This window comes from Algoriphagus marinus (assembly GCF_001936475.1).
GTDB classification, from domain to species: Bacteria; Bacteroidota; Bacteroidia; order Cytophagales; family Cyclobacteriaceae; genus Algoriphagus; species Algoriphagus marinus.
This window is the reverse complement of sequence record NZ_MSPQ01000010.1, coordinates 152,316-176,224: the sequence shown is the minus strand read 5'-3', so window position 1 is coordinate 176,224 and position 23,909 is coordinate 152,316. Positions and strand designations below refer to the sequence as shown.

Annotated in this window: 25 protein-coding genes and 1 tRNA gene; 11 read left to right on the top strand and 15 right to left on the bottom strand. The window is 40.3% G+C overall.

Annotated features, from left to right (window positions below; translation table 11 throughout):
• Window positions 1-163: 163 nt before the first annotated feature.
• Window positions 164-727 carry a dTDP-4-dehydrorhamnose 3,5-epimerase family protein gene (locus BVC88_RS16505; RefSeq protein WP_075351821.1) on the top strand — a complete coding sequence of 188 codons (564 nt, stop codon included), beginning with the start codon at window positions 164-166 and terminating at the stop codon, window positions 725-727.
• On the opposite strand, the gene BVC88_RS16500 is transcribed toward BVC88_RS16505, so the two are convergent.
• From BVC88_RS16500 to BVC88_RS16485, 4 genes are all read right to left on the bottom strand, one after another.
• Window positions 702-1,553 (bottom strand): glycosyltransferase family 2 protein, encoded by an 852-nt coding sequence (locus BVC88_RS16500; protein ID WP_075351820.1) that lies wholly within the window; start codon window positions 1,551-1,553, stop codon window positions 702-704. The two genes, BVC88_RS16505 and BVC88_RS16500, sit on opposite strands and share 26 nt — an antisense overlap.
• A complete protein-coding gene (locus BVC88_RS16495; protein ID WP_075351819.1) occupies window positions 1,550-2,461 on the bottom strand; it encodes a Gfo/Idh/MocA family protein in 912 nt (303 codons plus the stop codon). The genes BVC88_RS16500 and BVC88_RS16495 overlap by 4 nt, the downstream gene beginning before the upstream one ends.
• A gap of 104 nt (window positions 2,462-2,565) precedes the next feature.
• Window positions 2,566-4,272 carry an amidohydrolase gene (locus tag BVC88_RS16490; RefSeq protein ID WP_075351818.1) on the bottom strand — a complete coding sequence of 569 codons (1,707 nt, stop codon included), beginning with the start codon at window positions 4,270-4,272 and terminating at the stop codon, window positions 2,566-2,568.
• Between the two features lie 260 nt (window positions 4,273-4,532).
• Window positions 4,533-6,617, bottom strand: a complete 2,085-nt coding sequence (locus BVC88_RS16485; RefSeq protein WP_075351817.1) for a T9SS type A sorting domain-containing protein — start codon at window positions 6,615-6,617, stop codon at window positions 4,533-4,535.
• Window positions 6,618-6,710: 93 nt separating this feature from the next.
• Here BVC88_RS16485 and BVC88_RS16480 point away from each other — a divergent pair, with 93 nt between their 5' ends.
• From BVC88_RS16480 to BVC88_RS16470, 3 genes are all read left to right on the top strand, one after another.
• Window positions 6,711-8,006, top strand: a complete 1,296-nt coding sequence (locus BVC88_RS16480; protein ID WP_075351816.1) for a UDP-N-acetylmuramoyl-tripeptide--D-alanyl-D-alanine ligase — start codon at window positions 6,711-6,713, stop codon at window positions 8,004-8,006.
• A gap of 93 nt (window positions 8,007-8,099) precedes the next feature.
• Window positions 8,100-8,630, top strand: coding sequence for an REP-associated tyrosine transposase (locus tag BVC88_RS16475; RefSeq protein WP_075351815.1), 531 nt, complete (start codon window positions 8,100-8,102; stop codon window positions 8,628-8,630).
• Between the two features lie 191 nt (window positions 8,631-8,821).
• Window positions 8,822-9,499, top strand: a complete 678-nt coding sequence (locus tag BVC88_RS16470) for a DUF2461 domain-containing protein (protein WP_075351814.1) — start codon at window positions 8,822-8,824, stop codon at window positions 9,497-9,499.
• A gap of 56 nt (window positions 9,500-9,555) precedes the next feature.
• On the opposite strand, the gene BVC88_RS16465 is transcribed toward BVC88_RS16470, so the two are convergent.
• The 7 genes from BVC88_RS16465 to BVC88_RS16435 all read right to left on the bottom strand — a co-directional run bounded on the left by BVC88_RS16465 (window position 9,556) and on the right by BVC88_RS16435 (window position 12,964).
• Window positions 9,556-10,365 carry a Cof-type HAD-IIB family hydrolase gene (locus BVC88_RS16465; protein WP_075351813.1) on the bottom strand — a complete coding sequence of 270 codons (810 nt, stop codon included), beginning with the start codon at window positions 10,363-10,365 and terminating at the stop codon, window positions 9,556-9,558.
• A 1-nt stretch (window position 10,366) separates the two neighbouring features.
• Window positions 10,367-10,639: a hypothetical protein gene (locus tag BVC88_RS16460; protein WP_075351812.1), complete on the bottom strand. Its 273-nt coding sequence runs from the start codon at window positions 10,637-10,639 to the stop codon at window positions 10,367-10,369.
• A gap of 20 nt (window positions 10,640-10,659) precedes the next feature.
• On the bottom strand, window positions 10,660-11,085 hold the full coding sequence (locus BVC88_RS16455) for a hypothetical protein (RefSeq protein WP_075351811.1): 426 nt from the start codon (window positions 11,083-11,085) through the stop codon (window positions 10,660-10,662).
• A gap of 43 nt (window positions 11,086-11,128) precedes the next feature.
• Complete coding sequence (locus tag BVC88_RS16450; RefSeq protein ID WP_075351810.1) at window positions 11,129-11,551, bottom strand: hypothetical protein; 423 nt, start codon at window positions 11,549-11,551, stop codon at window positions 11,129-11,131.
• Between the two features lie 296 nt (window positions 11,552-11,847).
• Window positions 11,848-11,924, bottom strand: a tRNA-Ala gene (locus BVC88_RS16445).
• Window positions 11,925-12,035: 111 nt separating this feature from the next.
• A complete protein-coding gene (recR, locus tag BVC88_RS16440; RefSeq protein WP_075351809.1) occupies window positions 12,036-12,656 on the bottom strand; it encodes a recombination mediator RecR in 621 nt (206 codons plus the stop codon).
• A 14-nt stretch (window positions 12,657-12,670) separates the two neighbouring features.
• Complete coding sequence (locus BVC88_RS16435; protein ID WP_075351808.1) at window positions 12,671-12,964, bottom strand: ATP-dependent Clp protease adaptor ClpS; 294 nt, start codon at window positions 12,962-12,964, stop codon at window positions 12,671-12,673.
• Window positions 12,965-13,016: 52 nt separating this feature from the next.
• On the opposite strand from BVC88_RS16435, the gene BVC88_RS16430 reads away from it, so the two are divergent.
• Window positions 13,017-14,459, top strand: coding sequence for a sodium:solute symporter (locus BVC88_RS16430; RefSeq protein WP_075351807.1), 1,443 nt, complete (start codon window positions 13,017-13,019; stop codon window positions 14,457-14,459).
• On the opposite strand, the gene BVC88_RS16425 is transcribed toward BVC88_RS16430, so the two are convergent.
• Together BVC88_RS16425 and BVC88_RS16420 are read right to left on the bottom strand one after the other, a co-directional pair.
• The gene (locus BVC88_RS16425; protein ID WP_075351806.1) at window positions 14,460-14,798 is read right to left on the bottom strand and encodes an MGMT family protein; all 339 of its coding nucleotides are present in this window, start codon (window positions 14,796-14,798) and stop codon (window positions 14,460-14,462) included. It lies immediately after the preceding gene.
• Window positions 14,779-15,672 (bottom strand): mechanosensitive ion channel family protein, encoded by an 894-nt coding sequence (locus BVC88_RS16420; protein ID WP_075351805.1) that lies wholly within the window; start codon window positions 15,670-15,672, stop codon window positions 14,779-14,781. Before BVC88_RS16420 ends, BVC88_RS16425 begins: the two co-directional genes overlap by 20 nt.
• Window positions 15,673-15,731: 59 nt before the next feature.
• On the opposite strand from BVC88_RS16420, the gene BVC88_RS16415 reads away from it, so the two are divergent.
• The 3 genes from BVC88_RS16415 to BVC88_RS16405 are packed head-to-tail and all read left to right on the top strand — an operon-like array spanning window position 15,732 to window position 17,342.
• Window positions 15,732-16,409 carry an SDR family NAD(P)-dependent oxidoreductase gene (locus tag BVC88_RS16415; protein WP_075351804.1) on the top strand — a complete coding sequence of 226 codons (678 nt, stop codon included), beginning with the start codon at window positions 15,732-15,734 and terminating at the stop codon, window positions 16,407-16,409.
• Window positions 16,410-16,420: 11 nt separating this feature from the next.
• Window positions 16,421-16,882, top strand: a complete 462-nt coding sequence (locus BVC88_RS16410; RefSeq protein WP_075351803.1) for a nuclear transport factor 2 family protein — start codon at window positions 16,421-16,423, stop codon at window positions 16,880-16,882.
• A gap of 4 nt (window positions 16,883-16,886) precedes the next feature.
• Complete coding sequence (locus tag BVC88_RS16405; RefSeq protein WP_075351802.1) at window positions 16,887-17,342, top strand: hypothetical protein; 456 nt, start codon at window positions 16,887-16,889, stop codon at window positions 17,340-17,342.
• Here the strand turns inward: BVC88_RS16405 and BVC88_RS16400 are convergent.
• Window positions 17,339-17,761, bottom strand: a complete 423-nt coding sequence (locus tag BVC88_RS16400; RefSeq protein WP_075351801.1) for an META domain-containing protein — start codon at window positions 17,759-17,761, stop codon at window positions 17,339-17,341. The genes BVC88_RS16405 and BVC88_RS16400 overlap by 4 nt on opposite strands.
• Before the next feature lie 407 nt (window positions 17,762-18,168).
• On the opposite strand from BVC88_RS16400, the gene thrA reads away from it, so the two are divergent.
• From thrA to thrC, 3 genes are read left to right on the top strand one after another with little or no spacing between them, the layout of a single operon-like run.
• Window positions 18,169-20,619 carry a bifunctional aspartate kinase/homoserine dehydrogenase I gene (thrA, locus tag BVC88_RS16395; RefSeq protein WP_075351800.1) on the top strand — a complete coding sequence of 817 codons (2,451 nt, stop codon included), beginning with the start codon at window positions 18,169-18,171 and terminating at the stop codon, window positions 20,617-20,619.
• On the top strand, window positions 20,619-21,551 hold the full coding sequence (locus BVC88_RS16390; protein ID WP_075351799.1) for a homoserine kinase: 933 nt from the start codon (window positions 20,619-20,621) through the stop codon (window positions 21,549-21,551). The genes thrA and BVC88_RS16390 overlap by 1 nt, the downstream gene beginning before the upstream one ends.
• Before the next feature lie 44 nt (window positions 21,552-21,595).
• Window positions 21,596-22,897, top strand: a complete 1,302-nt coding sequence (thrC, locus tag BVC88_RS16385; RefSeq protein ID WP_075351798.1) for a threonine synthase — start codon at window positions 21,596-21,598, stop codon at window positions 22,895-22,897.
• On the opposite strand, the gene BVC88_RS16380 is transcribed toward thrC, so the two are convergent.
• Window positions 22,892-23,860 carry a Fic family protein gene (locus BVC88_RS16380; protein ID WP_075351797.1) on the bottom strand — a complete coding sequence of 323 codons (969 nt, stop codon included), beginning with the start codon at window positions 23,858-23,860 and terminating at the stop codon, window positions 22,892-22,894. The genes thrC and BVC88_RS16380 overlap by 6 nt on opposite strands.
• Window positions 23,861-23,909: the final 49 nt, after the last annotated feature.

Sequence of the window (23,909 nt, the reverse complement as noted above, 5' to 3'; positions counted from 1 at the left end):
ATATAGTGTCGGATTTTTTGATTTTTGTTTGAATTGTGATTTGATTTTAATTTCTTGAACCATCAAATGTTGATGTCTTTGTAAAATTTCTGGAACAAGACCAATTTGGTATTTCCCATTTTTTTGGGGTTTTTAGTTGAAATAGAATTAATGATCACGCTTTATGATAACAACAAGTATTAAGGAGTCCCGCTTAATTGCTGGGAATGAGATTTTTGGAGTGACTCTTAGAAAATTAAAGGAACATAAGGATTATAGAGGGAGTTTCACCGAGATTTTTAATCATCGTTGGAATTTAGAATTGGATGCAGTACAATGGAGTTTAGTTAAGTCTGAGGCTAATGTTTATCGAGGGATGCACTTTCATAAAAGGCATGATGAGTATTTCTGTCTTATTCAGGGGAGATGTGAATTGGGACTTAAAGACATGCGTTCTGACTCCCCAACCTATTTACAATGGTCGCTATATGAACTTTGGGAAGAGGATTTAGCTGCGTTGGTTTTTCCTCGTGGATTATTGCATGGATGGTATTTTCCTATACCTTCAGTTCATGCTCAATCCGTTTCTGAATCTTATGTAGATTATGGGAAAGATGATAATTGGGGAGTGGTTTGGAATGATCCTGATTTGGGTATTCCTTGGTCTTTTGAAGATCCAAAAGTCTCTAACCGAGCGGGAGATTTCCCTGATTTAAAATCCTTTATTGATGGAATAGCACCTTTTTGATTTTATTCAAAATTTCTTTGGGTAATTGGCTGATTTTTCTGCCTTTGACACGAATGAAGAGCCTTTGTTTATTAATGTTATAGCCAGACATTAATTCTCGAAAGGCCTCTTCTTTTTTTTGTTGAAAAAGAAATTTATCCTTTATAATCTCTTCCCATCGAATCAACTCTGCTTTTCTTCTTTCGGAAGACATGCCTGGATGATCGCCTCTTTTAAACCACAAAATAGTCGCTTCAAGTCCAGAATAAGATTTGCAATCAGGATGTCTCAGAAATTGATCCCACATGTAAATATCTGTAAACTGCCCTACCGGCGTAGTACGCCATCCATAGGGTAGTTTTTTGTAAAAATCCAGGCTATGACCTACGCAAGAGAGCTTCCAAGAGGCGGAGTTCCAGCCAGCTATATTTTTCCATCCAAAGGTCATTCCTTCTCTTGCTTCCAACATTACAAAGTTTAAAGTAGAAGCAAAATCATGTTTGTCAAGGTAAAGCTCCAGGGTCTCTAAATGATTTGAAAGCATAATATCTCGATCACATAGGTAGGATATGTATTTACCCTTTGCTTCATTCAAAAGAACCTGGTGTCTATTCTCCTCCCCTCGTCTTGGATGTTTTGGGAAATCAAAAAATCTGATGCGAGAGTCTTTCGCTACAAGATCGTGGATAACTTTTTTTGTAAAATCATTTGCTCCATCTCCTATAACCAGTATTTCAAAGTCCTGAACGGTTTGGTTTAGAACGCTACCTATTGAATGAGGTAAAATCAGGCCTCGGTCTATTGAGGTAGGAATTACCACAGAAAATTTCACAGGTGAGGGGCTCATGTGTTTGATAGTTTCTTTAATTGATTTATAGTTCTAATTACCTCTACTCCTTCTGCCAAGTCAGTTAAAGGAGGAAGTCCACCATTCAAGAAATTGATGAAAGAAGCAAGTTCACTTTCAAGAGGGGATTTAGTGTTAAATGTCCGTTTTTCACTTTGGATTTCTTCTGGCTTCGACCGATCATCCCCGTGAAAAATCTCAATGTAATTCACTTTCTCATCTTTTAGGACTGCCACACCTTTTGTGAAATGTAGGCGTACTTCCCGTCTTTTGTCAGCATATCTATTCGAAACCTCCAATACGCAAGGTATCTCCTCTCCAAGAAATGCCGTCATCCCGCGTTGAATTCCATTATAAACTTCCACGACAGCAGCTTTTGGTTTAGGGAAATAGCCCAGCATACAAAAGGCAATTGTAATGTCATGCGGGATCAAGGTCCAAACCGAATCCACATCTGATCTTGGGCTAGTCCAATTACATCGATTGGATTTATAAAAAACAAGATCTCCCAGTTCTCCACTTTTCACTAAATCAGCAAGCATTTGAATACCTGTATGATAAAGCCAATTATGCATGACATAGATCTGATTTCCTTCAATATTTAGAAGTTCCTCCGCTTCTTCAAGATTACAAGTCAGAGGTTTTTCTACAAAAATGGGAACCTTATCCTTTGCAAGGTCTTTCAACACCTCGAAATGGGTGATCGCTGGAGTAGCGACCACCCATCCTTTGGGGCTGAAGTTTTCTGGTCTGTTTGCAAAAACTTGTGATGCACCCATCTCCAGAGCAGTAATTCTATTTTCCTCGGAAGGATCCACTACAAAGACGGACTGCTTTAGGCTTATTAGATCTCGTAGAATATTTCTACCCCAAATCCCACAACCTATTAATCCAATCTCAGTTTTCATACTGTTATCAATGTTTTTTGATCAACCTGATCATCACTAAACCTTCGAGCAAAGAAAAAAATCTCAAAGTTTTTCATCATTACCACAGTCTATTGTAATACTGCCTACTGCTTACTGAAAACTACCTTTCCAGCAACCACCGTCATCATCACTTTCGTAGTCAAAATTTCCTCCTCGGCCACCTGCATGATATCCTTATCATAGATGGTAAAATCAGCTGCCTTACCTACTTCAATCGAACCTTTGAAATCTTCTTCAAACTCTGCAAATGCCCCATCCAAGGTATAGGATTTTAAGGCTTCCGCTCGGGTCATTTTCTGATCGGCTTCATAACCACCTTCCGGCATTCCTTGCAATGTTTTTCTTGTTACGGATGCATAGAAAGAAGGAAGTGGATCTACAGGCTCTACTGGTGCATCAGTACCGTTGGTGACTACCGCTCCAGTTTTCATCAACTTTTGCCAAACATAGGCGCCATCAATGATTCGCTTTTCGCCTAAGCGATCTATCGCCCAAGGACGATCCGAACTTAGGTGAATGGCCTGCATGGCTGCGATTACGCCCAATTCCCCAAATCTTGGAATATCATCCGGATGAATGTGCTGCGCATGCTCGATCCGGAATCTATGATCGGTTGCGTTTGGATTTTTAGCTAAAGCAGCTTCGTAGCGATCCAAAATTTCCTGATTGGCACGGTCACCTATGGCATGCGCACAAACCTGAAAGCCTAGTGGTAAAGCACGTTCTGAAACTTCTGTCACTACTGACATAGGAAGGGTCTCATGGCCACGATGCCCAGGACGATCTGTATAATCTTCCAATAACCAAGCGCCACGAGGGCCTAAAGCTCCATCGCAATTCAATTTGATCGAACGAACGGTAAGCATGTGATCCGATGAGTCGATCATTGGACCTTTTTTATACCACTCTTCTAAGAGCTCTGGTTGACGACCAGTGAGCATAATGTACTGGCGGACAGTCAGTTTTCCTTCATTTTTGAATTTCTGTACCAAATCAATCACTTCCTGCCCACTTCCTGCGTCGTGAAAGGAAGTAATCCCTTTCTCCACCAGTTCTTGCAAGGCCAAAGTCAAGGCTTGTTCGTCTTTCTCTGGTGTAGTCTCTGGGATCAATCTTGCGACTAATCCTGAGGCGCGTTCAGTCAGAACACCCGTAGGATTTCCCAATTCATCCAGAATGATTTCACCACCTTCTACTTCACCCGGTCGTTCGCCTTTAAGATTGGAGATGCCTGCCAATTCCAATGCTTTTGCATTGGTAAAGGAAGCATGTCCGGAAGCATGACTGAGGTAGACTGGATTATCGGCAGAAACTTCGTTTAGTTTGTCGTTGGTTTGGAATCCTTTCACCATTTTTTCGGGCTTTTCGATCCACTTGTCCTGATGCCAACCCCGCCCGGTGATCCAGTCGCCTGGTTTTGCTTTGGCCACAGCCTCGGCCACTTTCTCGACCAGTTCATCGTAGGTTTTCACGTACATCAGATCAAGTTCCAGCTTGTTGTATCCAATACCCATAAGGTGTGCATGGGATTCGATTAGGCCTGGAGTCATGGTTTTGCCCTGTAGATCGATCACTTCGGTTTGGTCACCGATATGCTCGCTAATTTCTGCAGTAGTACCTACAGCTAGGATCAGTCCGCCTTTTACGGCTACCGCTTCAGCAGTTGGATTAGCTTCGTTTACTGTGTAAACTATACCATTGGTAAAGACTAGATCGGCCGGTTCGGCTTTTTTGGAGGAGCAGGAAAAAAGGATTATTCCTAATATTCCTAATAAGTAAAAATACTTCATGTGTTTTTAATAATTGTTTTTGAATGGTCACAAGGAAACTCGCAGAATATAATCATCAGTGTGTGATTTTTTAGTCATGCTCGATTTCTTATGGTTATAATTTGTTTTCTATGGTTCATATTTCTCGTCAAGAGAATTGGGAGAATCTCGCATTTTTAATACATCTCAGTTGGACTATCCGAGTTATGCTCGATTTCATGTTTGGTTTATTTGCTGAAAGCTAAAAGTTTTGGATCAATCCCCCAAAACCAATCCTATAATTACCGAATCCAAACCTTCCGGGATTCGGTAAATCTTCCATCCACTTCTAAGTTCAAAATATAAAGCCCTGGAGTTAAAAATTGAGCTTGAATTTCTACTGTAGTATTGGCGGGGATTTCAATATCCGCTAAAAGTATTTGCCCCAAGGCATTAACCAAGCGACCTTTTGCAGCTAAGTTGGAGATAATTTTGATTGGACCCTCGCTTGGATTGGGATAGACTTTAAGTTGGAATTCATCTCCACCGGAATTGGAGTCTCCTACAGCTTTGAGGTAGATCATCCCTCCAGCTTTTGTTCCCAAGATTAAATCAGGAGCCTCACTGAAAAGTGGATTCACTACCGCGATCCAGTTATTTCTCCCAAGACGGGTTGGGAAATTTTGAATTCCCAATGTCACCAAAACGTCTTTTCGCGAGTCAGAATTCATAAAGTCTTCCACTTTCACCAAAAGCCCTCGCTGGTCGATTGCATAGAGGTCAGGATTGTCTTTTTGGAGTACGGCTACATTCAAATTCCGATTGGCAGGATTATCCGCAAATCCCAAGAAGTCCCGTTCCTGAATAGTTGCGGCTAAGGAATTGAAATTGACTTCATACAAATCCAAGCCTCCATTTTGCTTTGCTACGAGTAGGTAATCATTTTGAGAATATCCAAAAAACTGGAGATAGTCCCCAATTCTTGGTTCGTATCCGGAAATGGATATCGGCTGAATTCCATCTGAAAAAACTTCAAAAAGTTGCTGTTTCGGAACATTTCTTTCAAAAATAACCCCATTGTAAAACTGGTAGGATTGGTTGGTCTTATCTTTATATTCTAAATACTGGGCATCGAGGAGTTTTAGATTGCTTGGTAAATCGGAGCCAACGGTTTGGCTTTTAAAACTTTTATTTTGAAAAACAAATGTGGAAAGAGCGGATTTGATTTCTCCATTTTTGAGCTGATTGCTAGTGAAAATCAGCGTTCCTCCATTTTTATTTCCTTTGAAAAAAGGCCGGGAATTCTCCCCTAAATCAAGAATTTGATCTTGGAGAAGAGGTTTAATTAAATCTCCATTTGGAGCCAATTTGACAATTGAATTCTGGAAATCGATATCATAATTGAAAGCAGATTCATTTGTGTTTAGGGAAATAATCAGTTCCTTATCGATCAACTGACCAATGTGGAAAAGTGGAAATTCGGGAAATTTACCAAAGTCGGGAATTTCAGTTTTGAAGCTTTCAAAAATTGGATTTGCATTTGTGCCAAGATTGGGAAGGAAATAAAGACTGCTGCACTCATCTCTTCCGAGCACTAAATCATAAACCCCATCTCCGTCAAAATCTTGGTAAAGAATTGAATGTCCGCCAGCATGCTGAATGCGCTGACTTTCATCGATCCGGGAGTTTGGGGCTAACGGCGAGCCTTGGCAAGTCTGCCCAAAGGTGAATTCGCTGCAACCACAAAAAACAAAATTCCCCCAGAATCGAACCGGAAAAGCAAAGCCATCGATGTCACTAACGCCCTTTCGCTCAATGGACGTGTTTTTGTAAAACTCCAAAAAATCACCTGAAGCAAAATTGAAGATCACTAAATCCAAATCCCCGTCGGAATCCAAATCCTGAATCAATGGTGTATCCAGATTATTCACTTGAATATTGCCAGAGCCATCTAATCTCAGGAAATTTTGTGCGATTGTCCAAGAAAGTTGGTTCCCCTGGCTGGTATTTTTGTAGGCTTTAATCCCTAATGCTGTGGCTGTAAACAAATCCTTTTTTCCATCTCCGTCATAATCTACCAATTTCAAAAAACCTGAAATATCTGCAGGGAATAAATAGCTGAGGTCTGGTAAATGTCTGAAAGTATCACCTGACTTTTCAAAGACCTGAAGTTGTCGGGAATTGATGTCCCAGATCACCCATTCCTCGGTCCCATCACCTGTGAGGTCGATGGTCTGAATCTGAGCTGAATTGATCCCTCCTGCGAAAGGAGCCGTCAGGATTTCGCCAGATAAATCTATACTTAAGTCATTTTTGAGGTTATAATTTTCTTGCGCTTTTACCCCAGTCGAAAGAAGGAAAAGAAATACAAGATAAATTTTGCGCATAAATTGGAGGTATTCAGACTAAAATTAATACGGCTGTCAGGCCTCAAAGATGTGAATGATTCGTTTATTTTGAGAATAATTTTTGAAAAACCTATGAATATCTCCGACCTCTATCAACGCTATTTAGCCAGTACTGGCGTCAGTACGGATACTCGAAAAATCAATCCAGGAAATATCTTCTTTGCCCTAAAGGGGCCAAATTTCAATGCAAATGATTTTGCTGCAAAAGCTTTGGAGATTGGGGCAAGCACAGTAGTGATCGATGAAGCAGCGTATTTGATCGAAGGGGACGAGCGGTACTTTTTGGTAGAGGATGCCTTGATTGCCTTGCAAAAACTGGCAAATCATCATCGGCATCAGTTGAATATTCCGATTATCGGTTTGACCGGTTCGAATGGGAAAACTACCTCAAAAGAACTGTTGAATGCGGTTTTAAAGCAAAAATTCAATACGCTTGCCACAACAGGGAATCTGAATAATCATATCGGAGTGCCTTTGACTTTGCTTCAGATTAAGCCGGAGCATGAAATTGCCATTGTCGAAATGGGGGCAAACAAGCAAGGCGATATTCAAGAGCTTTGTGAGATTGCTGAGCCCACGCATGGTTTTATCACCAATATTGGAAAAGCGCATTTGGAAGGAATGGGTGGCCCCGCGGGTGTTTTGAAAACGAAGACTGAGCTTTACCAACATTTGTTAGCAAATCAAGGAACAGTGTTTATCAATTCGCAGGATCCAATTTTGTCCAATATGATCAAGCGATTTGAAAAGCCGGTTTTGTATCCTGCCAAAGGGGATTTCTGTGAAGTGGAGTTTAAGGGAGCAGATCCATTTGTCAAGTTTTCTGCTGAGGGCTCAGAGAAGGTTTTTCTGACTTCGATGATTGGGGCTTATAATTTTGGGAATATCGCTACGGCGCTGACTTTGGGAAAATTCTTTGGTGTCCCAATGGATAAAGCTATTGCAGGAATAGTGAATTACCGGCCAGAAAATATGCGGTCTCAGTTGGTTGAGAAAAGAAGCAATTTGATCATTCTGGACGCATACAATGCCAATCCTTCGAGTATGGAAGTAGCGATTCGTACCTTTGGGGCGATGACTGGCCGAAAGCATAAGATGATTATCCTAGGCGATATGTTTGAGTTGGGGGATCATGCTGAGGCTGAGCATCGAAGGCTAGGAGAGATCGTGAGCGAGTACGCGATAGATAAGGTTTGTTTTACTGGAAACTTGATTGTTTCAGCCTTGGAGACTGCGCCGAAAGCACTTTATTTTCCTGATCCATTTTCATTTCGGAACTGGCTTGAGGATAGTAAACTTGAGGATTACCTGATTTTAATCAAAGGCAGCCGTGGAATGAAACTGGAGACTTTGGTTGACTTTATTTAAACCTGTGAGTCTTTGCCTTGTTAATACGCAGCTCCTCGAAATTTGTAATTTCGAGGTCCTATCATTAGATTTTTAATCTTTTTTTTAAGACTTATGGGGAATGAATATGTCGTTAAAGATCAAGGGGGAGTTTATTTTGTGACATTTACGGTTCATCAATGGGTGGATATTTTTACAAGAAAAATATATGCTGAAATATTGCTAGATAGTTTGAAATACTGTCAACTTTCCAAGGGCTTGGAGGTGTTTGCTTGGGTCATCATGAGTAATCATTGTCATTTGATTTTAAGAGCTAAAAATGAGGATCTATCAGATATAATCAGAGATTTGAGAAAATTCACTGCTAAAAAAATCTTTAAAGAAATTCAGCAGAACCCGGTTGAGAGTAGGAAAAAGTGGTTAGAAATGACACTCCGTTTTGAAAATCAAATTTGGTTTTGGGAAAAGGGTTATCATGGAGAGGAGATTTTTTCTAATACCTTTTTTCAGACAAAAGTGAATTATATTCATGAAAACCCAATTCGAGCTGGGATTGTGGAGAAGGCTGAAGACTATTTATTGAGCAGTGCAGGAGATTTTCATGGAGTTAGAAGAGGTCCTTTGGTCTTAGCTCATTTTGGATGATTGGATCTAGGATTGCAAATCTTTTGATAGGTTCTCGAGGTTACAAACCTCGAGTAGCTTAGGACTACCTGATTTTGATCAAAGGCAGCCGTGGAATGAAACTGGAGACTTTGGTTGACTTTATTTAAACCTGTGAGTCTTTGCCTTGTTATTACTTCTGAATTTCACATTCTTCAATTTAAATTAAATCTATGCGGCCCTATCTCAAATTTTTGTCAGCCTTAGCAGCCAACAATTCCAAAGAGTGGATGGATGATAATAAGAAATGGTATCTCGATTCTAGAGAAGAATTCATTGAGGATGTGGCTGTAATGCTAAAGGGTGTGGAGGCATTTGAGCCTGCAATGGCTACCTTTAAGCCAAAGGATTGCATATTCAGGATTAATCGGGATGTTCGGTTTTCAGCCAACAAAAACCCGTATAAAAATAACTTTTCAGCTTATTTCTCTGCCAAAGGGAAGAAAGTAGAATGGCCTGGGTATTATGTTCATGTTCAGCCCGGAGCATCTTTTATTGGCGGAGGACTATGGATGCCGAGTTCGCATTCTTTGAAAAAAATTCGAAGGGAAATTGACTACTCTGGAGCTGAGCTGAAAAAAATATTGGAGAGTAAGGCAATTGCTGAAGTTTACACTGGAATAGAAGGAGAAAAATTAAAAACCAGTCCTAGAGACTATGATGCAGATCACGAATTCATTGAATTTTTAAAATTGAAAAGCTTCATCCTTAGCAAACCGATGACAGATCAAGATATTAATTCGGGAAATTTTATCAATGTGGCTTTGGATGGATTTCAGCGAATGAAACCTTTTCAAGAATTTTTAAGCCGTGCTATTGAAGATGTGGAAGATGGATCAGGTATTCTTTAAAGTTAGAAAGCTAAAGTTAGAAGTCTGAAAATTTCAGATTTGTAATTTCAGACTTCTCATTTTTCCAGTAGTTTCTCGAGGATTGCGGCGACACCGTCTTCTTTGTGATGTAGTGTTATTTCCTTTGCTACTGCTTTTACTTCCGGTCTGGCATTGTCTACCGCTACTCCCCATCCCACAGATTGAAGAAGGTCTATGTCATTGTAATTGTCTCCGAAGGCAATGACAGATTCCATTCCAAAATCAAATTCATGAGCTAAGATTTTTTTCAGCCCTGTTGCTTTGGAAATTGCTTTTGGAGCGATTTCTAAATACGTATCACTGGATCGGTAGAGATGCAGATCCAATGCATGTTCGAAATGTAATTCTCCAAAAAGCCAAGAGATGTCTTGAGATGAGCCCATGCACATAACTTTATGAGCTCCTGAAACCCCTTTGCTCCACATATCGACTACCTCAAAGCCCTTCATCCAAGTGCATTGTACTTTGGTGTTTCTCACTTCACGCTGAGACCAATAGTCATCTTTCTCTTCGTACCAATTTTCTCCTTGATATAAGCTGATATGTATATCAGATTTTTCTGTGAGGCGCAGGATTTTCTCCACCAATTCAATTGGAATTGACACGTCTTCCAAGACCTCGCCTTTTGAACTCAATACAAAGCCACCATTGTAGGCTATCAAAGGTTGGGGATTCTTTCCGAGATCATTGACCAAATGCCGCATTGCATCTGGCATTCGCGAACTCGCTAGGATGACAGGGAAGTTTGCCGGAAATCGGTTCACTACATCTTTCAATCGAGGAGAAAGATCCCGAATTGAATTCAGCAGTGTCCCATCAATATCAGAACATAACGCTTTAATCATATTAATCGAAGTCTGACCAATCCACTTGATCAGCAAAGTTGGTGAAGAAGCCAATTCCTATAATGGCTATGAAAATGATTACGATCAAAAAGCCAATCAACTTTACGATCAATTCTGCTTTTGCCCAATTAGCTTTGTTTGGATCAGTATTCTTATCTACTGCCCAAACTATGAGCATAATAAATCCTATAAGGGGGATTTTTGTAACAATTACAGATATTATCCAATCGCCTAGAGTTACGGGAGGCTTTTTAAATTCTTCTGGAATATTCATAGCGCTTAGTGGTTAAGTTTTTAAAAATCGGAGGTATCAAAGGTGTATTCCTGCATTGCAAAATTTTCCGGGTTGGAAGGGTCACCTTGAAGGAATTGCACTGTAATCTGTTTATAATTATCAGCGTTTTCAAAACCGCTGAGGTAGATCTCAGCACATTTTCTGGCTAGGACTTCAGGTTGATTCCCAAGGATAAGCGGATCTCCATTTTCGAGTTTGAGAAAAATAGTAGACTCTACAGTGTCATCTGTTTTGTTGGTGCTTAAGTTGACACTCATACTTTGGAAGTCACCCAGTTGCCGGATTTCATCTGAAGGAAGGAAACCTTCCCCGATCATGGATTCCATTCCTTTTGCAGCAAACTTGATTAGACCTTCAGGATTGCAGGAGCAGGAACCTAAAACCAATAGCAAGGGAAGAAGAAAAATCAAATTTGAAGTTTTCATTAATTTGGTTTAGATGAAATTGAAACTTCAAATTAATAAAAAATCAGGAAGAAGCTTTTTCTACCAGTAAGACGACCCTAAATTGATTCGGGTCAATTCTGACATTAGTGGCTGGGTAAGGAGTCACATCGATCAGTTTAATGGAGTAATCGCCAACCTTATTTTGGACAGGTAAGCCTGATACATTTGGCTCTGTAGATAATTTCAACATGCTTTCCTTGCCTTTTTGATTGATCAGTAATTCTACTTCTACAAATCCAGCCCAAATGCAAGTGACATCAGAAGGGCATCGGGAGTCATTGGGATAAGCATTGAAGGTGATCGAAAGGTTTTCACTGCAATAGGCAGCGGTATCAAAAACTTGAATCGAAATCTCCTCCCCAATCTTGTTATCAATGCAGGCTGGATCTTCAGCACATGAAAAGAATAGTAGAATTGAAAAAAGGATTGCCATCTGTGCTTTCATTGGGTTTTGAGAATTAGCTTTTAGACGAAATCTGGCTTAGTTAAGTTGCTCTAATTATTGAAGTGAAGTGGTAAATCTCAGGGTCATATCTCATACAAATATACTTTTTGCATGATCTTATAAACAAAAATAGCAAGTGCGAAGGCTTGCTATTGTGGAGCCCCGAAAGCTTTCGGGGGAAGTCGAACCGATAGCCTGTCCCGATTGATCGGGAACCTTCCCGCTAGCTAGCGAATCGCTTTAGTCAATAATTAATCTTCTATGGAAAAAAAAAAGGCAAGTCAAAAGACTTGCCTTGGTGGAGGATAACGGAGTCGAACCGATGACCTCTACACTGCCAGTGTAGCGCTCTAGCCAGCTGAGCTAATCCCCCTTGTATTTTAATGTTTGCCGCTCTAGCCTCCCGATAGCTATCGGGATGAGCTAATCCCCCTTTTTATGGTTTGCAAATATAGACCTCAGTTTCTTGTTTACAAGAGAATATTTACTCCGTCGAATAATTTATTCTAGTTAGAATGCTTCGACCCAGAGTTACCTCATCGGTAAACTCAAGTTCGCCACCAACAGGGATTCCCCTTGCTATCGTACTTACTTTTATAGATTTTTCCTTTAATCTTTTAGCTAGATAAAATGAAGTTGTATCACCTTCCATAGTAGCAGAAAGTGCCAAAATAACCTCTTGAACCGGCTGATCTTGTGATGCTTTTTCGATTCGATCCATTAAAGATTCAATCTTCAACTCTTCTGGACCTATCCCCTGAATAGGAGAAATGACGCCTCCAAGAACATGGTATTTTCCTGAAAATTGGTTGGTGTTTTCAATGGCCAAAACATCTCTAATGTCTTCAACCACACAGATTAAACTTCCGTCTCTTCGATGACTAATACAAATACTGCATTCTTCATCGTCTGAAATGTTGTGGCATGTTTTACAATACTGTATTTCAGATCGCATCCGTGTGAGGGCTAATGCAAGCGCCTCGGTGTTCACTTCGTTTTGCTTTAGAAGATGTAAAGCAAGCCTCAATGCAGTTTTTTTACCGATACCGGGAAGTCTGGAGATTTCGGTTACCGCGTCTTCGATGAGTTTGGAGGGGATGTTCACTAGATAGGGATTAATTAAACTATTGCAGCTTGAATTCCAGCGTCTAAAATAGCTTCACAAAGTGGTTTTAACTCTTCGTAACCTCCTTTTTTCACGGCGCATTTCCCTTTATAATGGATAATTAGGGTGCATTGTTCTGCTTGTTCGACAGTATGCTTGCAAACTTTTACTAAAATATTGGCGACATGATCAAATGTGTTGAAATCATCATTATAAACAACCAAATCATAGGCGTCCAAATCGACTAATTCCTCCACTAATACTTCTTCTTCCTCAAACATCGGATGGGGTGTGTTCATTTGATTCATTTTGCAAAATTAAGAATATTAGACAACTTAGCGAACCGTCAGCTCCTCATTTATGAATCCCCAAATAGTTCTCGTAGTAATCTCATGTTATTTCTTACTGCTTTTTCTGATTTCCTGGTTTACATCCAGGAAAGTTTCTGCTGACACTTTTTTCACAGGGGACCGCCAATCACCCTGGTTTTTGGTCGCTTTTGGAATGATCGGAGCATCGCTTTCCGGAGTGACTTTTATTTCTGTTCCAGGGGAGGTGGGTAATTCTAACTTCTTTTACTTTCAAGTTGTTTTAGGCTATACATTAGGTTATTTCACCATTGCCAAGGTTTTACTACCGCTTTATTATCGCTTAAATCTGGTTTCGATTTACTCTTACCTAGAAGATCGATTTGGGTTTTGGTCTTATAAGACTGGTGCTTTTTTCTTTATTCTCTCCCGGACTTTGGGTTCATCCCTTCGGGTGTTTCTAGTCGCCTCAGTATTGCAGTTGATTCTTTTTGATTCCCTTGGCATTCCATTTTGGGTTTCTGTATTGATTACCGTTGGGTTGATTTGGCTTTATACCCATCGTGGAGGAATCAAAACGGTGGTTTGGACAGATACGCTTCAGACTTTCTTTATGCTTGCAGCAGTGGTGGTTTGTATTATTCTGATTGGGAACGAATTGAATTTTGAGGGCGTCAAAGACTATTTTACCGCAGTTTCAAATGACCCGAGATCGAAGATTTTTAATTGGGATTGGAAAGCAGGAACCAATTTTTTCAAGCAGTTTATATCAGGGGCATTCATTACAATCGTGATGACTGGACTTGATCAGGATATGATGCAGAAAAACCTGACTTGTAAGAATATCGGAGAAGCACAGAAGAATATGTTTTGGTTTACCATCATTCTTGTAATCGTGAATTTGCTTTTTCTCTCACTTGGGGTCATGCTTTATTTGTATTCGGAGACGAATGGGATTTCACTTCCAGCTAAAACAGATGAGCTGTTTCCAATGCTTGCAACGCAGCATTTTTCCGCTTTTGCAGGGATTGTTTTTGTACTTGGAATCACCGCCGCAGCCTATTCCAGTGCAGACTCTACTTTGACCGCATTAACAACTTCTTTTTGTATTGATTTCTTGGAGCTTGAGCGAAAATATCCTGCAGAAAAGCGAGTGAGTATCCGCAAAAAAGTACACTTGGTATTTACTTTTGTGATGTTTTTAGTGATCCTTTTATTCTATTGGATCAACGATCAAAGCGTCATTAATTCAGTATTTATAATTGCGGGCTACACCTATGGGCCCCTTTTGGGATTATATTCATTTGGGCTTTTTACAAAATGGCAAGTTCAGGATCGTTGGGTTCCATACATAGCAGTAGCAGCTCCGGTTTTAGCCTATATCATCAGCTCCAATTCAGAGGCTTGGCTTTGGGGCTACAAATTTGGCTTTGAAGTACTGATTTTGAACGGACTCCTAATGTTTACTGGATTGTTTTTGCTTCGCAAAAAATAATTAGACTGTAAGTTCAATCTCGGGATTCCAAAAATGCTTTTCAAAATTCTGAATTTGATCATTCTCAATTTTCACGCCTTCTTTTTCGAGCAATTCCTGCATTTCTGTTGGGGTGGAAAAATGATTTTTCCCCGTCAATAAACCAACTCGATTTACCACTCTATGCGCTGGCACATCGGCCATGGTATGGGCTGCATTCATAGCATAGCCCACCATTCGGGCTCCACTTTTCAGTCCCAGATAATGTGCAATTGTGCCGTAGCTAGTTACTCTGCCTTCTGGGATCAATCGCACCACTTGGTACACTAAATCAAAGTAATTAGGCTTTTCTTCTTTCATCGGACCAGTTTAGTATGGCTTGGTTAATTGCTTTTTTTGCATTTTTTTCGATTTCTTTTTCCCCCGATTTGATTGGGAATTGGAAACGGACTACCAGACTTTCGGGCTTTCTTTCCAGGACATTTAATTGAGCTCCATCTACAAAAACCCGCTCTGAAAATGGGGCTAATTCTTTGGAAAGAAATACCTCTAGCTCTTGTAATTTGATATTTGAATGAAATGGAATTTCTGAATCAATAATAACTTGATGTGAGTCGTTTTTGGAGTAATTCACTACGTCAGAGCTGAAAATCAGGTTATTTGGCACCAAGATAATTTCCCCCGACTCTCCTTTCAATACCAGGTTGACCAAAGTGATGTCTCGAATAAAACCGGTATTCTTCCCTACTGTGATTTTATCGCCTATCTCCAGCTGCTCAGAAAACATGATGATTAACCCGTTGACAATATTAGTGATGTAGTCTTTTGTCAAGAGGGCAATAGCTGCAGCGACAATAGTGATGCTCGTCAGAAACTCTAAAGGTTTAATATTGAAGGCAAGCATAATTGCTATCAATAAGATATTCACATTCAGAATCCAGCTGATCCGGTCTATTCCGATCATAAAATTTGGCTGGACTTTGTGATCATCAGTTTTTTGAAGGTAAAATTTCAATACTGCAATCCTTCCCAAAGAAATGATAAGGTTTGCACTCAGCAAGAAAATTAAAGCTCGGAGTCCTGCCTGGATGAAAACGCTTTCTGAAATGTACCTAGTCAAAAAGGAATTTCCTTCATACAAAAATTCCAATCCGAATAAAATAGTGAGTTTTATTACGAAGTTTCGTCTCCTTACATTTTCCTTACTCTTTATGATCGATTTAAGTTGGTTCATGCCTTTTTTTAAAAATTAAGCCTAATTTTAGGAATAATACGAGACAAATTTTAATTAGTATGAGCAGAAATATAATCATAACTGGAGCAGCCGGAAATCTTGGAACAGCCGTAGTGGAAAAGTTTAAGCGTGAAGGTTATCATATCATCGCTTTGGTTCAGCCCAATAAAGATGAACAAGTAGAAGAGGCTGACGACATCTACGAGGTGGATGTGACGGATGAAAATGCTGTGGCTGAATTCATTAAGGAATATCAAATGCAATATGGTGAATTGGATGCGCTGGCAATGATCGTTGGGGGATTTGCAATGGGCTCTATTACGGAGACTAATCAGGAAGATTTTGAAAACATGTTCAAGCTCAACTTTTTTAGCGCCTTCCATCTTGTAAAAGGCTTTTTACCAATCATGAAAAATCAGAAAAAAGGAACAATGCTTTTTGTTGGGGCTCGTCCGGCATTGCAATTAGAAGATGCAGTCGGCAAACTCGCCTATGCGATGAGCAAGAAATTAATTTTCGATTTGGCGGAAATAGTAGGAGAGGAGACCAAAGAGACTTCAATTCGATCCCATATCTTTGTGCCAAGTATTATAGATACTCCACAGAATAGGGACTCGATGCCTGATGCGGACTATAGTAAATGGGTGACTCCAACCGATATCGCAGAATCCATGCATTTCGCAGTGAATACTCCAGCACTTCAAAACACTACTTTCAAACTTTACGGTGAGGTCTAACTTATTTTAAGATGAAAATTAAACTAATTTTAGCATTTGTATTTGCAGCTTTCTTTTCAAATATCTGTCTAGCCCAAACTGCCGAGCAGGAAGTTCAGCATCTGATCGAATCGCTTTTTGATGGAATGAGAGCCAAAAATACGGATCAAATTGCTGCTGTTTTCTCAGGAAATGCGATTATGCAGACTATTGCTATGTCAGCTGATGGGCCTCAAGTTAACGCGGGCTCTGTTCCAGATTTCTTAAACCGGATAGGTACGACCCCAGCAGATACCCAACTTGATGAGCGGATTTTAGATTATCAAATCAAAATAGATGGTCCGATGGCAACAGCCTGGACACCTTATGAGTTTTATGTCAATGGTGATTTTAGTCATTGTGGGGTGAATTCCTTTCAGTTGGTCAAATTTGCCGAAGGCTGGAAAATAGTATACATCATTGATACCCGTCGCAAGGAGCCTTGCAACCCCTAAGAATATGAATGAATTAAAGGCAAAGGTTTATGAGACCGCCATTTCCAAGGTGAAGGAAAAAATTAAAATGCTTGATGAAGAACGTCGAGCGATTAATCTTGGGATTCTCGAAGACACCAAAAGTAGTGCAGGAGATAAGTTTGAGACTGGTCGTGAGACTATGACTCAAGATTTACTTACAGTTGAAAAACAACTGAAGCAAGCTAAATTTGAGTTTGACGAACTCTGTAGACTCCAATCTATAAAGGGTATATCTCCAACTGTGCAAGAAGGTAGTTTGGTCCAATTGGGAAATGATGTTTTCTTGATTTCTCTAAGTCTTGGTCAGCTTGATGTGGATGGACAAAAAATCTTTTTACTAAGTGAAAGCTCTCCACTTGGACAAACTTTGATCGGGCAGAAAAAAGGTGGAGAGGTCAATTTTAGAGGTAAGATGATGAAAATCGAAGGCCTATTTTAATCATTCTTTGGAATAAAGCTCATTAATTCTTCTTCTCCATCAAGAAGAGTTAGTTTGTCTTTTCCAATTTTCAAATTTCCCACTTTACTCAAAGCTCCCAGAAAATCTTGTTCACCAGTTCCCGGACAAGCTTTTCTGGTAACTGCACCCGGATCGAGTTTGATAGATGTGCCCTCAAGAGCAAAGCTGCCGGATAAATTGTTGCAGCCCGTGAAACCTGCTAGTTTTCCGCCTTCAAGAAAATTAAGGGAAGGAACGCCATCTGCAAATTGACTTAGATCCAGACTCTTTCCCATTAGGGAAGACAGTGCCCATGAATTTCCCATCAAAAGACTGAGAGGGTTTATAGCGTTTAAACTTCCACAGCTACTTACAACAAAGAAAATTAATCCTATACTGAATGACTTGATTGCTTTCATAGTGTTTTATTTTGATGGGAAAGTTGAAAATGTAAAGATCTAATTTAGCCAAAATTCAGATTAATGGAATTCCCCAAATAAGATCTTATAGTAATAATTGACTCCTTTTTTGATTTTTTTCTAATGTTTAGGCTATTTTTTTTAAAAAACTCTAATGAATTGTTTGGCTAATTGAGATTTAGGCAGTAAGATTGTCAAGTCAATTTTCCAATCATGGTATTTGCAGCGAAATTTTCTTCCAATGAAACCCAATTTCCGATCTCGGCGACTGGCGCATGCACATTTTTTTCTATGACCACCGGAATGTTCACGATGATTACGGGTTGATCCCGTTCGATCTATAAAGTACCCGCCTCCGAGGCCTGAAAAGGCATAATCAATTACAGAAATTAATTTCCAGTTTATTTATGAAAATCATCAAGTTTGGTGGCTCATCCGTAGCGAACCATGATAACATTAAACGAGTTTTTTCAATTCTTCAGGAAAAACTGAAACGGAGCGAAATCGCTGTTGTTTTTTCAGCTTTTGGGGGTGTTACTGAGAGCCTTTTAGAGATTGCCAGATTGGCTAGGGAAGGCGATGAAACGTATCGAGACCTTCTTCAAACCTTGGAAGAAAAACATTTGATGCTTGTCAGGCAGCTCATAGGAGTGCATAATCAGTCTACTGTCATGACTTATGTCAAGGTCCGATTCAAAGAATTAGAGGATCTCTTTCACGGTATCTATTTGATCAAGGAAAACTCACCGCGTACACTAGATTATGTCGCGAGTTTTGGAGAGCGTTTGTCCGCATTTATTCTGGCAGAGGCCCTTTCGGCTCAGGGAGTGCGAACTCAGTTTTTGGATGCAAGGGATGTGATCCGGACAAATGATCGATTTGGGCAGGCAAAAGTGGATTTTGAAACTACCAACTCTCAAATCAAATCCTACTTTGGAAAACATGAAGGTCTGAAAGTGATCACAGGATTTATTGCTTCTACAGCAAAGGGAGAAACTACCACATTGGGCAGATCTGGTTCAGATTATACAGCAGCAATTTTTGCAGGGGCTTTGGAAGCCACAGATTTAGAGATTTGGACCGATGTTTCCGGAGTTTTAACCTCGGACCCAAGGTTGGTTTATACTGCATTTACCATTCCCCAGTTGAGTTATAGTGAGGCTATGGAGCTTTCGCATTTCGGTGCCAAAGTGATTTTCCCTGCAACTATGCAGCCGGCGATGAAGCGGAGTATTCCGATTTATATCAAGAATACTTTTGAGCCAGAAAATCCAGGAACCCTGATCAATGGTGAAGTAAGTGCAGGACCTTTGATAAAAGGGATCAGCTCTATTTCAAACATTTCCATGGTCACTGTCCAAGGCGCTGGACTGATGGATTCTGCCGGAGCAAGTAGTAGGGTTTTTAAGGCTTTGGCAGAAGCAAAAGTTACTATACTTCTGATTTCACAAGCATCTTCAGAGCATAGCATTTGTCTTGCGATAAAGTCTCACGAGGCATTACTGGCCAAAGAGGCAGTAGAAAAGGAATTCTACTATGAGATCAAATCCGGCGAAATGGATGAGGTGACTTTGCTTCATAATCTAGCAACTATCGCGGTGGTAGGAGAAAATATGAAGCATAATCCGGGAGCTTCTGGAAGAATGTTTCGTGCCTTGGGAAGAAATAATATCAACGTCGCTGCGATTGCGCAGGGAAGTTCGGAATTGAATATTTCCGCGGTAATTCCACAAGCAGATCTTCAAAAAGCGCTGAACGCCTTGCACGAGGCATTTTTCCTCTCTGAGAATAAAGTTCTTCACGTGTTTCTGGTAGGGACAGGCTTGATTGGGCAGGCATTAATTAAAATGATTGCTAATCAGCAGGAGAAATTGCGTGGCGACAACGAATTGGATATTCAAATTCACGGCTTGGCCAATAGTCGGTTTATGGCTTTTCATGAGGATGGATTCGACCTGAAAAACCCGTATCAACTCAGTGAGGCAGATGAGAAAACTAATCTCAATCGATTTATAGCAAAGATGGAAGAGATGAACTTCTCCAATTCTGTTTTTGTGGATTGTACCGCGAGTCAGGATGTAGCTGAGCTTTATTCTGAAATTCTGGAAGCGAAAGTTGCTATCGTGACTCCAAACAAAAAGGCAAATTCCGGATCGATGGAGAATTACTTGGCCTTAAAAAGAATCGCAAAAAAGCGAGGAGTCAAATTTCTCTATGAAACGAATGTCGCGGCTGGTCTTCCGGTGATTAATACACTACAGGATTTAATGCTTTCTGGTGATAAAGTCATTCGGATCGAAGCAGTATTGAGTGGTTCGATGAATTTCATTTTCTCTGAACTCGAAAAAGGGGACCCATTCTCCGAAGTAGTGAAGCTTGCCAAGGAAAAAGGGTATACAGAGCCCGATCCAAGAGACGATCTCAGCGGAATGGATGTTGCCCGAAAAATATTAATTCTGGGTAGAGAGGCTGAGCAGACTTTGGAGTTTGATAATATCACGATTCAAAGTATGGTGCCTGAGGACTGCCAAAAGGCTGATACAGTGGCTGAGTTTTTCGAAAAACTAAAAGGGCACGATCAATCCTTTTTAGATCTATTGAAGTCCGCCGAAGCAAATGGAGAAAAACTTCGATTCATGGCGACTTTAGAAAATGGTGAGGCTAAAGTAGGTTTGAATTCCCTTCCAAATTCGCATCCTTTCAGTTCCTTGAGTGGAAGTGATAATATGATTCTTTTAACCACAGATCGGTACCTTGATCGACCGATGATTATTCGAGGGCCAGGAGCGGGAGCAGATGTGACCGCTGCAGGAGTTTTTGCAGATGTGATTCGAATCGGTAACTATACTCGAGAATAATGAAATCTGTCAAAGCCTTTGCCCCAGCCACTGTAGCCAACGTTTCCTGCGGTTTCGATATTCTTGGATTTGCCATCGATGCGATGGGAGATACCGTAGAGCTGGTGCTCAAAGATGAGCCTGGACTTCGGGTAGTTTCTATCGAAGGAGATCAAGGAAGGTTGCCTTTGGAAACTTCCAAAAACACCTGTGCAGTAGCAATTCAAGCTATGCTGGACGAGATGGGGATAAATCCCGGAATAGACATATATCTTAAAAAGGGTTTGCCGCTAGGATCAGGAATGGGATCGAGTGCAGCTAGTGCAGTGGCAGCAATAGTGGCTGCAAATGAACTTTTGGGAAATCCATTTGAGAAGAAGGATTTGCTTCCCTTTGCAATAGTCGCTGAAAAAGTGGCTTGCGGAGCTGCTCATGCAGATAACGTGGCCCCGAGCTTATTAGGAGGATTTGTATTGATTCGAGATTATCATCCTTTAGATGTAATCAAATTACACGTACCTGATCAGTTGTATTGTACCTTGTTGCATCCGCATTTTGAATTGAATACCGCTGATTCCAGATCGGTATTGCGGGATCAGATTCCAATGAAAGTATCCACTATTCAGTCTGGCAATGTGGCCGGTTTGATAGCAGGACTGTATCAGGAGGATTACGATTTGATTTCAAGATCACTAAAAGATGTGATTGCGGAGCCCTATCGGGCAGTTTTGATTCCCGGGTTTTATGAGATCAGAGAAACCTTAAAAGATGCAGGTGCATTAGGTATGGGTATTTCAGGATCAGGACCAACTTTATTTGCCCTTTCCAAAGGGGAAGAGAACTCCAAGAAAATTGCAGCCGCCGCACAAGAAATCTATCAAACTATCGGTTTGGAAGTAGATACCTATTTCTCAAAAATCAATACGCAAGGGTCATATGTGATTCAGGATTAATCCTGAAAAATCTGATCCATTTTTTTTAGAAGCACCAAATACAAATGAAATTTTATAGCACTTCCAATCGATCTAATCAAGTTTCACTGTCTGAAGCTGTCATCAAAGGTTTGGCTCCAGACCAAGGGTTATATATGCCAGAAGAGATTCCTGTTTTGGAAGAATCGTTCTTTGTTGACTTTTCGAAAATGACTTTTCGAGAGATTGGTTATAAAGTCATTGGTGCGCTTTTTTCTTCTGCGTTAAGCGATTCTCAAATCAAGGAATTGGTAGATCATACGCTGGTCTTTGATGCGCCGCTGGTGGAAGTGGAACAAGATGTCTATAGCTTGGAGCTTTTTCATGGGCCAACGCTGGCATTTAAGGATTTTGGAGCTCGGTTTTGTTCGAAATTGATGAGTATGCTACTGGCGAAATCAGCCCAAAAAGTTCGGGTATTAGTAGCGACATCCGGAGATACAGGAAGCGCAGTGGCAAATGGTTTTCTAGGAGTAGATGGAGTAGAAGTAATTATTCTTTTTCCGAAAGGAAAAGTAAGTGAGCTACAGGAAAAGCAGTTCACCACTTTGGCTGAAAATATCACCTCGCTGGAAGTGGAAGGTGTTTTTGATGATTGCCAGCGAATGGTAAAGCAAGCATTTCTAGATCCTGAATTGAATGTGAAACTTCTCCTGACCTCGGCAAATTCAATCAATATTGCGCGCTGGATTCCGCAATGTTTGTATTATTTCTATGCCTTTTCAAGACTTCCACAAAATGGCAAAAAGGTTGTTTTTTCTGTGCCAAGCGGGAATTTCGGAAATCTGGCTGCGGGTATTTTAGCCCAAAAAATGGGTTTGCCAATCGATCACTTCGTGGCTGCTACCAATGAAAACAAAGTAGTTCCTCAGTTTTTGGCTGGAGACGCCTTTTTAGCGAAGCCATCTGTTCAGACGGTTTCCAATAGCATGGACGTAGGAAATCCCAGCAACTTTCCTAGACTGTTGGCTTTGTATGATTTCGATGAAAATCGCTTAAAGCAGCACGTATCTGGTGCTTTTTATTCGGATTCAGAAACAGTGAAAGCGATTCAGAAAGTCAATGAAATCGGATACACGCTAGATCCGCATGGAGCTGTGGGGTATTTGGGGTTAGTGGATTTTATGAAGGTTAACCCGGGTTATCAAGGCGTGTTTTTAGAAACTGCACATTCCGGAAAATTCAGAGACGTGGTGGAAAAAGCATTGGGAGAAAAAGTGGTTTTACCCGAGCGATTAGCGGCTTTCTTGGAAGGAGATAAGAAAGTGATTCCGATGGGAAATGATTTTGAGGAGTTTAAGGGATTTTTAACTAATCTAAAATCATAAATTGTTGTTCTTATTTAAGAAATACCTCATTTGATTTCCCTCTCCTTTAGCTAAAAAAAATTCTTTCTCTAAGGCCTTTTTCAAATCACGACTTGCCGTGGCGGTGGATAAGCTTTTGAATACTCCCATGTAATCTTTTCTGCTGAATTCATTTTTGCCTAAGGTCAAAAAGTAGGAAATGCGCTCATCAGAAGTTAAAGTTCTACCGGTAATTTTGAGTAGGTTTTCAAGTGAACTATCGATGATTCGAAGCATGTATTCAATGAAAATAGTGGATTTCCCAGCTTTGTCACTTGCGGCTAAAGCTTGATAGTACTCTTCTTGGCTTTGACTGATTAATGTTTCAAATGGAAGAAATTCAAAAACTGAATACCGTTCTTTTAAAATTATTGTTTGCCATAGTCTTCCCATTCTTCCATTTCCATCTATAAACGGGTGAATGAATTCCATTTCATAATGAAAAACACAGCTTTTGATCAATGCCAGTTCTTGGTCATTTTTAAGATTATTGAACAGATCCTTCATCAATCCCGGGACATTTTGAGCCGGAGGAGCCAAATGCGCTACCTGAGAACCTTTTACAACTCCAACACCTGAAGTCCGGTATGCTCCAGCTTGAGTTATTAATCCTTTCATCATTAAGCCATGAGCAGAAAGGAAGGATTTCTCTGAAACAGATTTTAGCGAGTCCAAACTTTCATAAACAGCAATCGCATTGATGACTTCGATAATGTCCTTTTGTGGACCAATTATGCGTTTGTTTTCAACTATGGCAGTTATTTGTTCTTCAGAAAGTGTGTTTCCCTCAATCTGTAGAGAGGAATGGATGGTCCTTATTTTATTCTGCTTCCGAAGTTGAGGCGATTGTTTGTCTAAAAAAAGTGAATTTGCCTCGCCGATTTTCTCTGAAATCGAACTTACTAAACTTAAAACTTGAGAAGTGATTTCGTAAGGAGGCCTCATTGATAGTATCATTTGATACTATCAAAGTTAAAATAATTGGCAAGAAGTA